Genomic DNA, 17,191 nt, shown 5'->3' with positions numbered 1-17,191 from the left:
TTAGGATAGACTTTCTGAACTTTTACAGAAAGTCTATCTATTTTATTAAAATGTTGATATAAGTTTATATATACCAAACTCTCTATGATTCAGTGATTCAGCTTTAGTATATTTTCCGTTAATCACTTCAAGCATTTCCTCAAATATTTTTTCTCCTACATCCTGTATAGTTTCATGTCCTTCTATTATTGTTCCTGCGTTTATATCAATATTATCTTTCATATTTACAAAGGTTTCTGGATTCCCTGTAACTTTTATTACAGGAGCTATAGGACAACCTGTTGGCGTTCCTCTACCTGTAGTAAACAATACTAATTGTGCTCCTCCTGCCACCATACCAGTTATGGATTCTATATCTTGACCTGGAGTATCCATAATGTAAAGACCTTTACCTTTTGGCATTTCTGAATAAGCTAATACATCTTGTATTATTCTTGTTCCACCTTTATAAATACATCCTAAAGATTTTTCTTCTATAGTTGTTAATCCACCTTGGATGTTTCCTGGAGTTGGTTGTCCTCCTCTCATATCAACGCCCATAGTGTTAGCTTTCTTTTCACAGTCTGAAACTATTTTAAGTATTTTATCTCCTACTTCTTGTGATACAGCTCTTTTAGCTAAAATATGCTCTGCTCCAATAAACTCTGTAGTTTCTGAAAATATTGAAGTACCTCCTAGATCTACTACTTTATCTGAAACATATCCAACTGCTGGATTTGAAGCTAGCCCAGAGGTTGTATCTGATCCACCACATTCAATGGCAATTGTAATCTCTGATAAGTCTATTTCTTCTTTTTGCATTTTACTTGCTTCTGCTGCCATCTCTCTTACAATTTTTGTACCTAAAGCTTCTGTATTTAATGTACCTTTATTTTCTTGAATGATTATACATTCAGCTCTCTTACCAGTTTCTCTTATTTTTTCCGCTACTTCTTTAGCTGGAACTCCTTCACAACCTAATCCCACTACTAAAACAGCCGCTATATTAGGATTCTTTCCTAAGTTTATTAATATTTCAGTAGTCAATTCTAAGTCAGGTCCTATTTGGCAACAGCCATGTTGATTAGGAATAGCTACTGCCCCTTTAACATGATTTGCAATCCTTCCTGCTACTTCACTTGCACATACTGATGCTGGTATTACTAATATATAATTTCTAATTCCTATTTCTCCATTTTCTCTTCTATATCCATATAATTTCATTATTTTTGCACCTCCAAATCTCCTCTTCCTCTTTCACTTACAACATTATGCACATGTACATAATCTCCACATCTTATATCTTTTGTTGCTTGCCCAATCTCTTCACCATATTTTGTGATTTCATCATCTTTTTTAATATCTCTTATAGCAAATTTATGGCCAAAAGGAATATCCTCATTAAGTGTGATCCTATCCTCCTTTCCAAAAATGTCTACAATTACGCTTTCACCTTTTTTTAAATCTTTTACTGTAGTTGCTACATTATCCTTTTCGTGAGCTACTACTGCTAGTTTTAACATCTACATCACCCCTAATTTTTCTTTACTCTTTATTAAAGCAAACACCATGCCAAAGTATTATTCATATATATAAAACCATCTAAAAGCATTGACCTTTCTAAATTAACTGATATTTTAGAATAATATATATTCTTTCTTAAAATCTATTGTTGCATTTTGCTTCAATATCTTTGATGCAAAAAGAAAAACATGTTGTAATTTACAACATGCTAATTTTCTCTTAATTTTCTCCATATGGTAGATCTATTGACGTCTAAAACTTCAGATGCTCTATTTACTGAACCATTACATTTCTGGAGTATATATTTAATATATTGATTTTCTAACTCCTTTAAATTTATATCTTTCTTTACTTTAAATGCACAGTCCTCTTCTTTAAATAATTCTTCTGATTCACTACATGCATTTTTCCCTCTAAAATCTCCTTTGAAATCCTCTTCTAAAATTATATCTTCTTCCCTTAATTTTTCTTTTTCTGCAAGTATTACAGCTCTTTGTATTATGCCCTCTAGCTCCCTTATATTGCCCTTATAACAATATTTCAATAGAAGATTTAATACTCCCTTATCCATGCTCTTAACAGGTTTATTATATTTTGAGGAATATTTTTTTATAAAACACTGGCTTAACTGTTCAATATCTTCAGCTCTTTCATTTAGGGACGGTATTTTTAAAGACAATATATTTATTCTAAAATAAAGATCCTCTCTAAATTCCCCTTTCTCCACCATACCTCTTAAATTTTTATTGGTTGCAGAAATAACCCTTACATCTACAGGAAGCACTTTATCATCGCCTATTCTCATAACTTCTCTCTCTTGCAATACCCTTAAAAGCCTACCTTGAAGTTCTAAAGGTAACTCACCTATTTCATCTAAAAATATAGTTCCACCATGGGCAAGCTCAAAAATACCGGCCTTTCCTCCCTTTGCTGCTCCTGTAAATGCACCTTCTACATATCCGAACAATTCACTTTCTATTAAATTTGGTGGAAGTGCGGCACAATTAATAGCTACAAAAGGACCTTTTTCCCTATGACTATAGTTGTGTATGCTTTGTGCAAAAAGTTCTTTTCCTACACCAGATGGGCCTATTATTAGTATTGGCGAATCATATTTACTATATTTTTTAGCTCTTTCTATGCATTCTTCTGTTTTCTTACTTTTATATACTATTTGATTAAAATTATATTTTGCTACAAAGCCCTTCTTCAATAAATTTAGTCTTACCTTTTTTTCTAAATTCTGAAGTTCAGTAACATCCTGAAAGGTTGCTACTACTCCCTTTATTTCATCATCTACAATTATGGGTACTCTATTAGTAGCTATTTTAGATTGCCCTACCTCCTGAATTTCTCCAAGTTCTGATATACCACTTCTTAATACGATAGGTAGTTTACTATTCTTTACAACATCTTCTATATTTTTGCCGATAACATTTTTTTCATTTAACCCGAAAATTTTCTCCGCTCTGCTATTGATTATAGATATTTTTCCGTTGTCATCTATGGAAATTATCCCGTCATGTACAAAGTCCATTATAGTTTTAAATCTTTGTGCTTTCTCCTTTTCAATTTTAGACATCTGTAATATTCTTCTTGCCTCTTGCATTGCATTAAGTACAGCTTCCTCCCCAGAGGTAATCATATAGTTTACGCAATTTAATTTTTTTGATACTTTACTAGCCACCGTATCTCCAACAAAAACTTTAACCCCTTTCTCTACATAATACCTAATATTTTCTTCAGCATCTTCTTCTCTTTCTATTTCAATTTTTACCATATCTAAACCTAATATATCTTGTATTATTTCACAGTCATGAATTATATTTTTATATCCAACCACACCTATGGTACCCTTATAGCTAATTATATTTTTAAATCCTCTTAATATATCAAAGGAGGTCATCTTAATTTCTACTACAGGTATATTCACTACGTTTTTTATCATTGTATAAGTTCCACCTCTAGAAATTATTAAACTAGCTCCCTTCTCCACTATTTTCTTTGCCTCAACAACTCCTTGACTTAGGTTCCCTAAAACTACTTCAATATTTTGATATCCCTTTTCTTTAATTATTTTATTGCTTAAATCATATAAATCCTTAAAAGGAGCGACGACAACTATATCCTTCATAATACCTTACCCCTTATCTTTTAATATAATAATGAAGACCTTTGTTTAAAGTATATACTTAATTCTCTTTTTAAAAAAGGGATTTTGCTATGCAAAATCCCTTTAATATTACCACCCGTCATAATGTATTTTATTTTTATCAAATCTATCTTATAATTGTGAATCCATAGCAATGCCCATAGGAGTTACTAATAGTGGATTTTCCGGCTTTACACATTTTATGCCGGTATACTTTTCTATTATTTTCTCACATCCCTGAAGACAACAAGTTCCTCCAACTAAGTAAATTATATCTACATTATGTCCCTTTATGCATTGATTTATTATGCTTCCCACCTTTTCTAAAACCGGTTTAACTATAGGTAATATTTCATGATGTTTTTCATTTTTTCTCTTAAGATTCTCAGCTTCTTCAAAACTTATACGGTGGTATCCTGCTAAAACTAAGGATAAATGCGTTCCTCCTGTTGGCTCATCAGCAGTATAAATAACGTTGCCATTCTTTAAAATAGATATGCCTGTAGTTCCTCCTCCTATATCTACTATGGCGCCATCCCTTATTCCTAGTATATGAGCAGCAGCTGTGGGTTCATCTACTATATTGTTAACTTCAAAACTAGCTCCCTCAACTACATTCTTCATAACTTTAATGTTACCTTCTGAAATTCCTGGAGGTATGGCAGTGGCTGCATATTTTAACTCTGTCCCTAATCTTTTTTCTATCTTGTTTTTTAATTTTGAAACTATGTCTACAGCGTTTAAGTAATCTACTACTATACCATCCTTTACCGCACTAGCTCTATACATTTCTCCACAAATAGGATTATTCTCTTTATCAAGTACAGTAATAACTATGTGTGAAGTTCCTAAATCTACCCCCACCTTCATTTCGCAGTTTGTATTGATTCTATCATCTTTATTCATAGTTTCTTCCATTTTTTTTATCAAATTATTTGCTTCTTCTAACATATAATCACCTATCCCTCCTCCTTTAATTTTTCCCTATTAATTAAATAATATATATATAAATATGTAAAATCAACCATTAAAATTTTTGCTTTTGTATTCTCAAAGTATTAAAGTATTTTTGTACATCCATGTGGAATACTAAGTGATGTTAACTACTTTTAGGGGCGTGAAAAATGAACTATATAATATTTGATTTAGAGTTTAATCAACACTATAACTTTATTGAAGATAATACTACTGCAAGAAACTACAAATGTCCTTTTGAGATAATTCAAATTGGTGCGGTAAAGCTTGACGAAAATCTTCAAACACTTTCGACTTTTAATAATATAGTTAAGCCTGAAATATATACTAGAATTCATCCTTATGTAAAACAAATGACCAATATAACCACTGAAAATTTAAATAAAGGAAAAGCATTTAAAGAGGTATATAAAGCCTTTGTTGAATTTGCAGAATTTAAAAGTATATTATGCATTTGGGGGTTATCTGATATGAAAGAATTATTTAGAAATATAGAATACCATAATCTAGATTCTTCCTTAATCTCTAAAGAATATATTAATATTCAACGTGAAGCATCTAAGTTTTTTAAACTCCCTAAAGGAACTAATATTGGATTAAGTAATGCAGTGAATCTATTAAACATTCAATCCAATATGGAATTTCATGACGCTTTTAACGATGCTTACTATACCTCAGAAGTTTTCAAAAAAATTTATATAAGTGATCTGAAACCTAAAATATATAACTATGTGAAAAAAACAAATGAAAATAGGCATAATGGTAAAAGTGGAGGCATTGATGAGGCTAAATTAATTAAACAGTTCGAAAAAATGTTTAGCCGAGAAATGACCACAGAGGAGCAATCAATTATAAAATTGGCCTATGCAATGGGTAAAACCAATCAATTTAACATTAAACCAAGGAAATAAATTCACCATTTATTTTTATACTCATATTATAAAATATGGATATAATTTTATATAGTAAAGTTTTTAAACTTAACTCTTGTATAGTAAGGCTTAAAATCTTTACTTAAGGATAGGAGGTAGTTATTCTTTGCTTTACTGCACTTTAATTTGTGATATAAAATCATCTAGAAGAATAGAGAATAGAGAAGAAGTTCAATATAAAATTATAGATATGTTGAAAAATACAAATATTAAATTTAAAGATGTTATTATTTCTCCATTTTTAATAACTACAGGTGACGAGTGGCAAGGATTATTAAAATATCCTTACGACTTTATAGAAATATTAGATTTTTTCAAAATATATTTGAAAGATATTAAGTTCTATACAGGTGTAGGTATTGGCGATGTATCTATCCATAATTTCCAGCTTACTGTAAATCAGTTAGATGGCCCCTCATTTTATAGAGCAAGAGATGCAGTAAAATATGCTAAAAAAAACAACTTACCCTTAGTAATTTTATTTGATGATTGGAATAACATTTAAAGTATTGATTATTATACCACCTATTATAGCTATAATAAAACTAATAAAAGTGCCAATAATAAAATATTCTACAAAGCTATCATCATCTAATTTTTTAAATCTAGCAATGGATTTAGCAGTAAGGACAAAACCTATCATGGAGGGTTGTCCTATAGATATGCCAATTAATATAAAAATCCTCTCTAGGATACCAATTATAAAGCCTCCATTTCTAGCGCCAGAGTTAACATCGCTAGATTTTTTTACTATAATAAATCCTTTATCCATAAGATGAGCATATCCATTTAAATTTCTACTTTTAATATATTTCATAATAAAAATTCCGGCTCCCCAAGTACACAATATAAAAACAATACTTATAATAATATAACGGTCTACTACATTTATTCCATCCGGGTAAAGCTTAATGACTTCATATATGCTATCCAATGCTTTATTTAAAGATAAATCACACACAACTACAGGTATTACTATCATATGAAGCAATTGGTCTAATAAAAATAAAAGTATATTGTTTTCAAGGGATTTTTTAAATTTAATGACTAATGTTTTTATTTCATCTATTATAAAATGAAATACAGCTATATAAAGTATAATTTTAAAATAATAACTATATCCAAACAAACCCATTATGAGAAACATAACAAAAAAATGTATAAGGCTATGTACTGCATTTCCTTTTAAATTATTACTCATATCTTCGCTAAATCTTAATCTCAAAATTTTTTCATTTTGTAATATAAAATCACACAAAAAGTGGCTCAGTATAAGCAACAAAATAATTCTTAAACGCATTTTAATTACCCTTTCTAATATTACAATATAGATCTAACATAGATTCAATAATTAAATTATTATTATTAATTACAAAATAATTAGATGCATTAATTTTTTGACTTATATTAGCCTTAGAAAGGCCTGGATTTTCCTTTATAATATTATTATAAGAGCCAAGGCGTTCATAAAGCTCTATAATTTCCAACTGCTTACTAGTTATTCCGCTTTTCAACACTTCGTTATTTTCAATTAATGTGTTAATAACTTTATTAATTGATAAATCATAATTTTCTTCCTGTTCCCTAGTTATTGCAACCTCTTCAAGTATTGTAGACTTCTCTGCAGGTAGTTTTACAAAGAACATATTCTTAGCGCTAAAATAAATATTATTTTTTGTACTATTTAGCTGCTTACTATAAAATCTATTTTTTTCTTTCACTATGTTTAATGCTTCTCTCCCTATAAGAAAACATTCTCCATCCATCAATCTAGTATCGCTATAAATACTAGTACTTATGGTTCCTATACCTATTCCAGCATAAATATTTATACCTTTACTTTTTAAAAACTTCTGAAACTTATCTACAACATAATAGCTTTTGCTTGGTTGTTTCAAAACGATTTGCCATTCATCCCCCAATGTAAATGTAATAGAAGTTGCAAGGATATCTTTAAGTTCAATATTCAATTTTTTTATGTATTCTATTAATTCTTCTTGTACAATTTGCCTATTTTTTATATTTCTTGAGGCAACTATATCTATATTTATCACACTAAATAACTTCATAATAACATCACCTTAAAATACTATAATATTTTAATTATATCATATAAATGCTAACACTATACAAAATTTAAAATTAATTCCTTATTCTTCAAGGAATATAAAGGGACCTTATATAGATATTTCATTTTCTACGTAAGGTCCCAATTAGACTCCCTCTATAATCTTTATTTAAGAGCTCTATTTATCAAATAATCCTCCAGACTTTTTACCGCTTCTAATTGCTTTTCTAGTATGCCCAGTATTCTTTTCTGGCCTTTGTACTAAATTAGATTTTGAGCCTTTCATCTTCTTTTCTTCAATAATTTTTTTCATCATTTCGATATTTTTATCTGTCATAAAGTATTCTCCATTCTATATGTTTTTCTTAAGTATCTACTTATATAATCCTGAAGGAGTCCACCATTACACATCTAACTTCCCTTGTAAAAGAAGAAGCATTAGTAAGTCCCTCTCCTGTAGGTCCTGCTATGGTAAATGTAGTATACCCCTCTCCTCCGAATCCAATACCTGCATAGGATGGAGCATTTTTAACGAATATTGTGGTATTTATTGTTCTTGCCATTTTAGTCAAATTATCTACATTTTTAGAATGCATCACCGCAGTATGCCTATTTCCCCCTTCTGCTTGTAATGCAATTTCTAAAGCTTCATCAAAATTTTGGGCTCTAACAATAGGAAGTATTGGCATCATCAGTTCCTCTGTTACAAAAGGGTGATACTTAGGTACTCTACATACCAAACATTCAATATGCTTTAAAACATTTACCCCTATGCTCTGAAGAATTACATTAGCATCTTTTCCAACATATTCTTTGTTTAAAGTAAACTTATTATTTGCTTTTTCAACAAGTACCAAATTTAATAACTTGTTGATTTCATCTTCATTTAACTCATAAACCTCTTCAATCTTTCGTATTTCTTCCAGAAAAAATTCAAAGACTTTCTCTACTACTATAACTTCCTTTTCTGCAATACAGGGTAGATTGTTATCAAAGGAGCATCCTTTGATTATATCCCTTGCAGCTTTTTTTATATCCGCCGTATCATCCACTAATACTGGAGGGTTGCCTGCCCCCGCTCCAATAGCCTTTTTACCTGAAGAAAGAGCTATTTTTACTATTTCTGGCCCTCCCGTAGCTACTAACATTCTAACTTTAGGATGATTTATCATGGCCATTGTATCTTCAAGCTTTGGTTTATATACGCTAGTTATAAGATTTTCTGGCCCTCCTGCTTCCCTTATAGCCTTATTTAATATCTTTATAGTAGTTAAACTACATTCCATGGCTTTAGGATGAGGAGAAAATACCACTGAGTTACCTGCAGCTATCATACCAATAGAATTACAAGCTACAGTTGCCGCAGGGTTTGTTGAAGGAATTATAGAACCTATTACACCATAAGGCGACATCTCTATTAAAGTAAGCCCTTTATCTCCAGTGTAAGCTTTAGTGTTTAATATTTCTGTACCTGGAGTTTTTTCAGCCGCTAACTTCATTTTAAGATATTTATGATCTTTCCTTCCCATTTTAGTCTCTTTAACACATATATCTGCAATTTCCATGGCATTATCTAAAATTGCCTTTCTCATAGAACTAATTAATTTTTCTCTCTCACTTACAGTCATACAAGATAAATCTTTATATGCCTGTTCTGCAGCTTCAATGGCTTCATTCATGGTATTAAATATACCGTCCCTTGTCTTCTTATTTAAGTTCTTTTCATTCATCTCCAGTAACACTCTCTGAACTATAAGAGAAAGCTTATCATTATTCAGTTCCATAACTAACCACCTCTCTAAAAGCCTTCACACCATATTCCGCTACTATTATATCTTCTTTTACAGTTCCTCCACTTACTCCAACTGCTCCTATAACCTTTCCATCTACACTAATGGGAACTCCTCCACCAAAAGCTATGATTTTCTTTAAATTGTTTATTCCATAAAGTTCTCCTGTAGGCTGAGATAGCTCCTTTAATTTATCAGTTCTCATTTTCAGAGCCACTGCCGTATATGCCTTATCCCTTGCAATATCTAGACTTGCTAATAAAGATTCCCTCATTCTAACCATAGAAATTGGATTCCCTGCTTGGTCACATACATATATGACCATAGGAACAGAAATTTCCTCAGCTTTTTTTATGCATTGTTTTATAATATAATCTGCCTTCTTCCAATCTAATTCCTTCAAATTTGCTCCTATATCTATCTTTTCTTTGGACTTTTGTAGAATATCTTTATAGTCTACAATCCTTGCCATAGTATATAATAAATCTGATAATCTATTGATGTATTTTAAAAGATATTCATTTACATCATAATCTTCTTTAAGCTTCACTATGTATCTCTCTGACTTTCTTGCTAGAGTTCTAGCTACATCTAAAGCTCCAGACTCTTCCGTTCCACCAGGGATTATAAAGCTATTTATTTTAGGTAGATCTTTATATAAAGCATCTATAGTATTTTCAATATAGCTTACATTATCTTCATTTATATAAATTTTGTATTTATCCGTTCCTATAGAGGCAAGTTCTGCTCCAACATGGAAAAGTTCTCTTTGAATATTTAATAAAACTTCCTTTAATCTATGATCTTTCACTTTAGATCTAGCAAGCCCAAGGAAAGAATTGAATTCATCTATTGTACCATAGGCCCATAATCTATCGTCTTCCTTGCTTACTTTTCCTCCTCCAATAAGGGAAGTTTCGCCATGGTCTCCTCCTCTTGTATAGATTTTCAATCCACCATCTCCAATCAATACATATCTCAATCCTTTCTTTCGATGTAATCTACTATCCCAACTATAGCAGCATCGGATATGCTAGCTTTATTTTCATCCACATGCCTTGCTGAACTGCCCTTGACTACCAGTACTATTTCATTTACCCCTGCTCCTACTATATCCGTTGCTACAAAACAGCTCCCTTCAGGTTCCTCTTTACTATTTATTGGTTGTACAATTAAAAGTTTGTTTCCTGTAAGCCTTTCATCCTTTTGAGTGGAAACCACGTTTCCTATTACTTTCCCTAAAATCATAACTTTTCTCCTCAATCCACATATATCAATGCTATTTTTTATAAAGCCCTTAGCCTCTCCAAAACCTCTATCACAGATTTTCTTATAAATTCTACTAACTCCTTATTTCTCTTATCCTCAATATCTTTAAAAGGCATTACTTTATAAAGCCTTCCTGCATTACAACCTATGAGCCTTGCTACACTAATTTCATAATCTTTTACTTCTTTTAATATTAGTGGATTCTTCTCTTTTAATTTAATATAATGAACTGCTACTCTATTTTTATTTATAGCTATGCCTATACCCATATTAGATTTTTTACATGCTTCATAAGCCATTTTGATTAAATCTTCATATCCAAAGTTATTATTAATTTTAGTGGCATTTACAACTTCCCATGGGATTCCCTCTTCTTCCATACCCGCTAATACTTCTACTAAAATTTTTTCCTCTGGATTATAAGTATAAACTCTTATACAGTGAAGATTTATTCCTTCATCCTTCATTTTCCCTGCTCCTTAATTTATTGTAGCAAGATATTACAAGCCCTGTAGCTACTGCATTCCTTGGCCCCTCTTCCCCTCTGATATTTCCTCTTCCACAAACTATACCATAGTGAGATAATTCATCTGAAATCATCTCTGGTATTTCAAAATCCATAGCAGAGCCTCCCAATAATACAACAAAGTCTATGCTTCTTATATTATTGTTAGGAGATATCTCTTTTAACGCTCTTAAGACATTAGTTATGAATACTCGTCTCTTAGCTTCCCTTCTAACCATTCTTATCTTATCTATAGTATGTTTTGTAGGTATTGGGACCATTTCATTTTCTTTTACTACTACAACACGAGCAAATAATGATGAGGGTAAAGACTTTTGAAAAAAACATACGCTTCCATCTTCATACCTTAAATTAAACAGGCTTTCAACTTTTGCTAGTGGATATTTTTTTATGTCTTCTGCTAAACTAAAATCATCTATTCCTAATTCAGATTTTATTAACATACTGACCATTTCTCCTGCTCCAGCATGATGTACAGATTTTATAGAATTTGATTTTCCTATGTATGCTGAATCAGTAGACCCTCCACCCATATCTAAAATTACAAGGGGCTTATCTGCACCTGGAGTGGTCAGTCCTCCAAGTACAGCCATATTTGCTTCAACTCCTTCAATCAAAACCTTAACCTTAGTTTCCTCTCTAAGTTTTTGGGCAATATGCTCCATAGGAAGCTTGCTGGTTTTTACCATGGCAGCTAAAGCTACTGCATTTTCTAATGCAAATTCACCGGCAACTCCTCCTTGAACTTTTTGAGGGAGAAAGGTATCTACCGCAAGAATATCTCCAATTCCTATTTCATTTAAATGCTGTTTAGTTAACTCTCCCATAACCTGCCTTACTCTCTCAATCATTCCTCCTACATTTGTTCCAGCTTCACCAGTTATGTCCTTTAAAGGACATACTTCTGATAGAGCTTCCATTATCTTTTCTCCACCCTCTTCTATGCCTATTTCTTTTATTCTTTTTCCCATGAAAATTAATTTTCCAGCAGGTATAGTTCTTTCTTTAACATCTCCTTTAGGCGTTCTTATAACCACTGCAGATCTATTACCAATTAAGGCTCTAGCTACAGGAATAACCTGTTTAGTCTCCTTTGAGGATAGGTTAAAAATAGTAGCTAGTCCATAAGGGTTTGATAGAGTCTTTATAGTTTCACCTGGGTTGGCAACTTCAACAGCACCAATCATTCCCATTGGTATTTTGTCTATAAAAGCTACCTCATCTACTATGGGTATTTTTTTTATTAGTCTATTACATATAATAACCCCATCATCCATTTGAGCTATGGCCCCATTAATTTTCGCCCCTCGCTCCATAGCTAAATTTAACTCCTTTGCAGCTCTTTCAAAATGAATATGCTTTGGTATGATGCATATAACCTCCTCTGAACCTACATTTACAAGTTCTTCTAAATAAATTATTTTCCCAATACCAAGTCCAATGCCTCCTGGAGTATCCGGGTTATGCCCTATCATAGTAGACTCTGTGATTACTGTTTCAGTTATGGTTTCCATAGCAACATCACCAATTACAGGAGTAGCTTCATTTATACATATTGCTTCTAAATCACTTATATCTACATTTATCTTTCCACATGCATCTTTTAGAACTAACATCATCCCTGCAATATTTTCAACAGTACCCTTTATTCCAGAAGTCTTGCCAATGCTGCTGCTTAAAAAATTCAGTCCATTTTCAATATTAGCAATGGCAACTTCTGTAGTAGAATTTCCTATATCAATTCCTGCAACTAGCTTCAATGCAAATCACCTCTAACTCTACTATTCTTTTAGTCTTCCCCTTTTATCATATACTTCTGCCGCATGCCTAACTAAAGCTGCATTTAATTTGGCGTCATACTCCCTTTCTAGTTCTAGGGCTATATTTAAAAGTTCTTCTTTTGTGGATCTATAAGGCCTCAGTGCATTATAAATTTCAAGCACTCTTTCATCTGGCACCGCTGTAAGCTCCGCCGCTCTCTTTAAGTTTCTTGCAAATTGATATCTACCAACACTTTCAGCAATTTGAGCTTGGTATAATAATACCTCTCCTGTTATTTTTATATCTTCAGGCGTTATATTTCCATTTATAACATTATTAATATTTATTTCATCAATGCCTTTACCTGTCTTAGTGTTTAAAAGCTCTTTTCTATTTTTTATAAGAGGATAATCTTCTTTTCTTAACTTATCCTTAAGGTTCTCCAAAGACTTAGAGTGTGAGACTTCCTTAAACTCTTTATCTTCACTGGAATTTAAATTTTTCAATACTTCATTGATAATTTGCTCTATTAAAGCATTATCCATATTTTCACCCCTATTCAAATACTACTTTAAGCTCTACAGGTTTCTTACGTTGAACTACATAGTTTGTTTCTTTAATATGTAGTACTGCAGATATAGCCTGATAGCTCGGTCTTGCCATTTGATCATTTCTAACTGGAACAGGATCTGGTGATTCCCCTTTAGCATATTTTGCGGCATTTTTCCCTATGTTTCTATAAGTTTCTCTATCTATCAAAGGAGCTTGAGGGAATAATTCTAAGTTATTTAATGGTTGTAAGTCCTTTTGATGAATAACCGTTGTCCCCTTTGATTGAATTCCAATTCCTATGCCAGAACCACTTAATTTTGCACCATCATGAGCCATAAACGCCACGTCAGATGTTCTAAATACTTTAATAATCCTTGGAGATACACCCTCCTCTTCAATGCCTGCCATAACTTCCTTTAATATATCTTCATGAGGTATGCCTATTATGCTTTGAGTCAATCTTTCTCCAAAGGCTGGCCCTACAGCGATTACAACCTCATCTACTATTTTCCCTATGGATGCCTCTCCATTTTCTATTATTTTAAATTTACCATCGTTGTTTGGGATTGGCTTATTAACTTCTTTTTCAACTTTTTGATCCTCTCCCATCTGTCTTAATACTTCTCTAGTTATAATTTCTATTAAATCTTCATTGGAAAATACATTAGCCATAATCTCATTCCCCCTTATATAGATGCTGGATCAAGAGCTTGTGTAATATTTTTAACTTCTTCCCATCTCTCTCCATCTAATCTATAGCCAGTTCCTGGTCCCATGTAATCATTCATATCATTAACTGCCGTTATTACATTAAAATCTCTATCAAATATAGATGATGTGTGTAGATAGTCTCCTGCAACTCTTTGTCTTAGCATATTCAATACATTAGAAGCTACATCTTCGAATCCTGATTTATAAAGAGCTTTAACTATATCAAGTCCTGTAAGCCCCCTATCCAATAATTCTTGAGCTGCTTTTAAATCTTCTACTACATTTCTATTTGGCATGTCCTGACTTCCATGGGCATAGGTTGCGGCTTCTACTTCCTCATCAGTAATTGGCGGAAGAGCTAATTCTTTAAATACCGCTTGAAGTGCCTTCGCTGCTTTATTCCTTATTTTTGTAACTTCTTCTTCCGTTACAGGTTTTAGTCCTCCATCCACTTTTAAATCCCTTTGTATAATCAAGTAATCGTCATAATCCTCTGCATCAAAGTTTGACCCTGCAAACATGTTGTCGTAGTTTGGTACTGCGCTATATCCAGAGAATATAAAATCCGTTCCCGGTAAAAACTGCATCATAGTCCTTGCTGTTTTTCTTATTGGTGAGTGAGTAAAAGTTTGATCATTTCCAGAAGCTACTTCTAAGTCCAGCATAGTTGTAATAAGATTTTCTGCCAAAACTGCTCTTATTCCACCTGCTACTGCACCTGGCACGCCAATGCAACTTATGGAACCATTTTGCAACCCTTGTGCCCCTGCTCCTTTTGTAATCATGATACATCTCGCCTCAAGATATAACATAGATTTTCCCTCTGCATAGCCCATTTGAACCTCGGAACCTGTACCTGAGGTAAATCTCATCTTTAACCCCCTTGAAGCATAGGCAGAAGCTAAAAATGCTTTGGACCATGGTGTATCATCTCCATCAACAAATACATTTTCTGTACCATATACTGATATGGTTTCTGCATAAGAAGTATATCCAAGCATACCAAGTCTTAACTCCGTAGCTTCTTCAAGAGCGCATTGAGTTAGAACTCCTCCTCTTCCTGTTTGAGCGCCTATTAATAGAGATAAAGCATTAAAAGGAGCATATCTAACTATACCAACGGTAGTTTCCATCTCATCAAAGCCTCTAATTGCTGCTTCAGCTCCATCTGCTGCTATTTGAACTGGATTATCTTTAACATTAGTTACATGACATTGATTTGCTGGCGTTCTTCTCGCCCTCATCTTTTGAAGGGCCATCATCATTTCCACTACATTTAGGTTATCAACAACTTCTACTATCTTAGCTGGAGTTAAAGCTGTAGTAATTTCTACTAACTTTTCTCTGGCTACATTTATGTCCACTAACATTCTAGCTATTTCCATGGAAGGGATACTCATAGCTTTTTCAACATTTTCTATATTTAGTGCATAATCAGCAATAAATACATCTATAAAATCAAAGTCCTCTCTTCTTTTACCATCCATTTCAACTATTAAACCATTTTCTATTTTTATACTTGGTTTAGGATCTTTAGGACTTCCTACAGCAATAAGCCCTACCTCTGCCCAATCCTTAACAAACCCATCTTTATTAACTTCTTTATTTTTTAAAATTTCAAATCTCTTAGATTTTTTCATTCCTCACACCATCCCTATAATTAAATGTATGGAGTAGTTGTTGACTTAGGTTTTTGCCCCATAGCTTTAAGTATGACTAATCCTTTATCCCTTGCAGCCATTACAGATTGTCTAACTGCTCCTGAATCCCCTGTTATAGCAAGTATAACTTCATTTGAATGAGCCGTTCCTGCATTAGGACTTGAATAAGCAACAGCTTCAACGTTTGCAGTTTTTAGAGCGGTGTCTGCCATAACTACACCAATAGCCGCTGGAGCGCCAACTATAAGTCCAAATGCCTTTCCTATAGGTGCTCCAAAAGCCTTATTTACTGCATAACTTGCTCTGGCGGTATACTGAAGCTCTAGGTGTCCTGCATCACATCCATAAACATCACCAAAGGTTCTATCCAATTCTCTTAAAGCTACCTCTACAGCTCTTCTTGCATCTGAAACATCTTCTGATGCTAAAATTATTAATGATCCATGTCCCGCTCCACCTTTAGTATCTCTTGCAAGCTCAACTGCTACAACTTCTGTGTTAGTTGCCTTAACAGCTTCATCTGCCGCCATTATATGAGGTCCAGCTCCTGTTCTTGAACCTAAAATACCAATGGATCTATATTTCTTATCTAATCCTATTTTTTCATGAAGGGCTGTGTCTACATTAGCTATTACTAGTCCTACTGTATCTCCAATAGCACATCCTATATATTCTGTAATGCTTGATGAACCTATTAGATTTTCCACCTTTTCTTCCTCCTCTTTTATTTCTAAATCAAGAATTTTTTTATCTTTCATTTCTATTTGCTTTTTTACTTCCTCTAAAACTTTTTGAACAATATCCTTATTCATACTCTATCTACCTTTTATTCTTGATTAGATTTAGGTAGAATTTTTTCAACATCTGTGTGAGGTCTTGGTATTACGTGTACAGATATTAGCTCTCCAACTCTTTGTGCTGAAGTAGCTCCTGCATCTGTAGCAGCTTTAACTGCCCCTACATCCCCTCTAACCATTACAGTCACTAAGCCTGCTCCAACCTTTTCATACCCAATCAAACTAACATTTGCAGCCTTAACCATAGCATCTGCAGCTTCAATTGCTGATACCAATCCTTTAGTTTCTATCATTCCTAAGGCTTCTTGTCCCATATAGACACCTCCAAATTTATTTTCTAATTAAAATATATACCATTTTATACTATTTAAACTTAATTATATTGATATGTTTTTATAGTATATTGACATACTTAATTTGTACTTTATTTACTTTTATTTGTATTTTATTGACATTAAAATAATTTATTGGAATTAGATTAAAGGATTTTTACT

General features: G+C 32.6%; 19 protein-coding genes. 2 read left to right on the top strand and 17 right to left on the bottom strand.

The genetic code is table 11. The features are described from left to right. Positions 1 to 45: 45 nt before the first annotated feature. The 4 genes from KQI86_RS10505 to eutJ all read right to left on the bottom strand — a co-directional run bounded on the left by KQI86_RS10505 (position 46) and on the right by eutJ (position 4,606). The gene (locus KQI86_RS10505) at positions 46 to 1,203 is read right to left on the bottom strand and encodes a UxaA family hydrolase (RefSeq protein WP_216439222.1); all 1,158 of its coding nucleotides are present in this window, start codon (positions 1,201 to 1,203) and stop codon (positions 46 to 48) included. Further along, on the bottom strand, positions 1,203 to 1,502 hold the full coding sequence (locus tag KQI86_RS10500; protein WP_216439221.1) for a UxaA family hydrolase: 300 nt from the start codon (positions 1,500 to 1,502) through the stop codon (positions 1,203 to 1,205). The genes KQI86_RS10505 and KQI86_RS10500 overlap by 1 nt, the downstream gene beginning before the upstream one ends. Before the next feature lie 209 nt (positions 1,503 to 1,711). Continuing rightward, entirely contained in the window at positions 1,712 to 3,637 is a 1,926-nt protein-coding gene (locus KQI86_RS10495; protein ID WP_216439220.1) for a sigma 54-interacting transcriptional regulator, read from the bottom strand. 150 nt (positions 3,638 to 3,787) lie between these two features. Continuing rightward, complete coding sequence (gene eutJ, locus KQI86_RS10490; RefSeq protein WP_216439219.1) at positions 3,788 to 4,606, bottom strand: ethanolamine utilization protein EutJ; 819 nt, start codon at positions 4,604 to 4,606, stop codon at positions 3,788 to 3,790. Between the two features lie 173 nt (positions 4,607 to 4,779). On the opposite strand from eutJ, the gene KQI86_RS10485 reads away from it, so the two are divergent. Next, positions 4,780 to 5,541 (top strand): 3'-5' exonuclease, encoded by a 762-nt coding sequence (locus KQI86_RS10485; RefSeq protein WP_216439218.1) that lies wholly within the window; start codon positions 4,780 to 4,782, stop codon positions 5,539 to 5,541. A 127-nt stretch (positions 5,542 to 5,668) separates the two neighbouring features. Then, positions 5,669 to 6,067 carry a SatD family protein gene (locus tag KQI86_RS10480; protein WP_216439217.1) on the top strand — a complete coding sequence of 133 codons (399 nt, stop codon included), beginning with the start codon at positions 5,669 to 5,671 and terminating at the stop codon, positions 6,065 to 6,067. Here KQI86_RS10480 and KQI86_RS10475 read toward each other — a convergent pair. From KQI86_RS10475 to eutM, 13 genes are all read right to left on the bottom strand, one after another. Beyond that, a complete protein-coding gene (locus KQI86_RS10475; protein WP_216439216.1) occupies positions 6,041 to 6,862 on the bottom strand; it encodes a DUF3307 domain-containing protein in 822 nt (273 codons plus the stop codon). The two genes, KQI86_RS10480 and KQI86_RS10475, sit on opposite strands and share 27 nt — an antisense overlap. A 1-nt stretch (position 6,863) precedes the next feature. Further along, the gene (locus KQI86_RS10470) at positions 6,864 to 7,631 is read right to left on the bottom strand and encodes a SatD family protein (RefSeq protein ID WP_216439215.1); all 768 of its coding nucleotides are present in this window, start codon (positions 7,629 to 7,631) and stop codon (positions 6,864 to 6,866) included. A gap of 177 nt (positions 7,632 to 7,808) precedes the next feature. Continuing rightward, entirely contained in the window at positions 7,809 to 7,946 is a 138-nt protein-coding gene (locus KQI86_RS10465; RefSeq protein WP_216439568.1) for a hypothetical protein, read from the bottom strand. A 61-nt stretch (positions 7,947 to 8,007) separates the two neighbouring features. Then, positions 8,008 to 9,414, bottom strand: coding sequence for an aldehyde dehydrogenase family protein (locus KQI86_RS10460; protein ID WP_216439214.1), 1,407 nt, complete (start codon positions 9,412 to 9,414; stop codon positions 8,008 to 8,010). Further along, positions 9,401 to 10,402 carry a cob(I)yrinic acid a,c-diamide adenosyltransferase gene (locus tag KQI86_RS10455; protein WP_246582738.1) on the bottom strand — a complete coding sequence of 334 codons (1,002 nt, stop codon included), beginning with the start codon at positions 10,400 to 10,402 and terminating at the stop codon, positions 9,401 to 9,403. Before KQI86_RS10455 ends, KQI86_RS10460 begins: the two co-directional genes overlap by 14 nt. Then, on the bottom strand, positions 10,399 to 10,668 hold the full coding sequence (locus KQI86_RS10450; protein WP_216439213.1) for a EutN/CcmL family microcompartment protein: 270 nt from the start codon (positions 10,666 to 10,668) through the stop codon (positions 10,399 to 10,401). Before KQI86_RS10450 ends, KQI86_RS10455 begins: the two co-directional genes overlap by 4 nt. A 38-nt stretch (positions 10,669 to 10,706) precedes the next feature. Further along, a complete protein-coding gene (locus tag KQI86_RS10445) occupies positions 10,707 to 11,156 on the bottom strand; it encodes a glycerol dehydratase reactivase beta/small subunit family protein (protein ID WP_216439212.1) in 450 nt (149 codons plus the stop codon). Then, positions 11,146 to 12,975, bottom strand: coding sequence for a diol dehydratase reactivase subunit alpha (locus KQI86_RS10440; protein WP_216439211.1), 1,830 nt, complete (start codon positions 12,973 to 12,975; stop codon positions 11,146 to 11,148). Before KQI86_RS10440 ends, KQI86_RS10445 begins: the two co-directional genes overlap by 11 nt. Positions 12,976 to 12,996: 21 nt before the next feature. Beyond that, a complete protein-coding gene (locus KQI86_RS10435) occupies positions 12,997 to 13,521 on the bottom strand; it encodes a diol dehydratase small subunit (protein WP_216439210.1) in 525 nt (174 codons plus the stop codon). Positions 13,522 to 13,531: 10 nt separating this feature from the next. After that, positions 13,532 to 14,200, bottom strand: a complete 669-nt coding sequence (locus KQI86_RS10430) for a propanediol/glycerol family dehydratase medium subunit (protein ID WP_216439209.1) — start codon at positions 14,198 to 14,200, stop codon at positions 13,532 to 13,534. Positions 14,201 to 14,214: 14 nt separating this feature from the next. Beyond that, positions 14,215 to 15,879, bottom strand: coding sequence for a propanediol/glycerol family dehydratase large subunit (locus tag KQI86_RS10425; RefSeq protein WP_216439208.1), 1,665 nt, complete (start codon positions 15,877 to 15,879; stop codon positions 14,215 to 14,217). Positions 15,880 to 15,899: 20 nt separating this feature from the next. Further along, a complete protein-coding gene (pduB, locus tag KQI86_RS10420; RefSeq protein WP_216439207.1) occupies positions 15,900 to 16,712 on the bottom strand; it encodes a propanediol utilization microcompartment protein PduB in 813 nt (270 codons plus the stop codon). 14 nt (positions 16,713 to 16,726) lie between these two features. Next, positions 16,727 to 17,011, bottom strand: coding sequence for an ethanolamine utilization microcompartment protein EutM (gene eutM / locus KQI86_RS10415; RefSeq protein WP_216439206.1), 285 nt, complete (start codon positions 17,009 to 17,011; stop codon positions 16,727 to 16,729). Positions 17,012 to 17,191 lie beyond the last annotated feature (180 nt).

The sequence above is a fragment of the Clostridium mobile genome (assembly GCF_018918285.1).
Lineage (GTDB): Bacteria > Bacillota > Clostridia > Clostridiales > Clostridiaceae > Clostridium_AW > Clostridium_AW mobile.
This window is presented reverse-complemented; position numbering and strand designations above follow the sequence as displayed.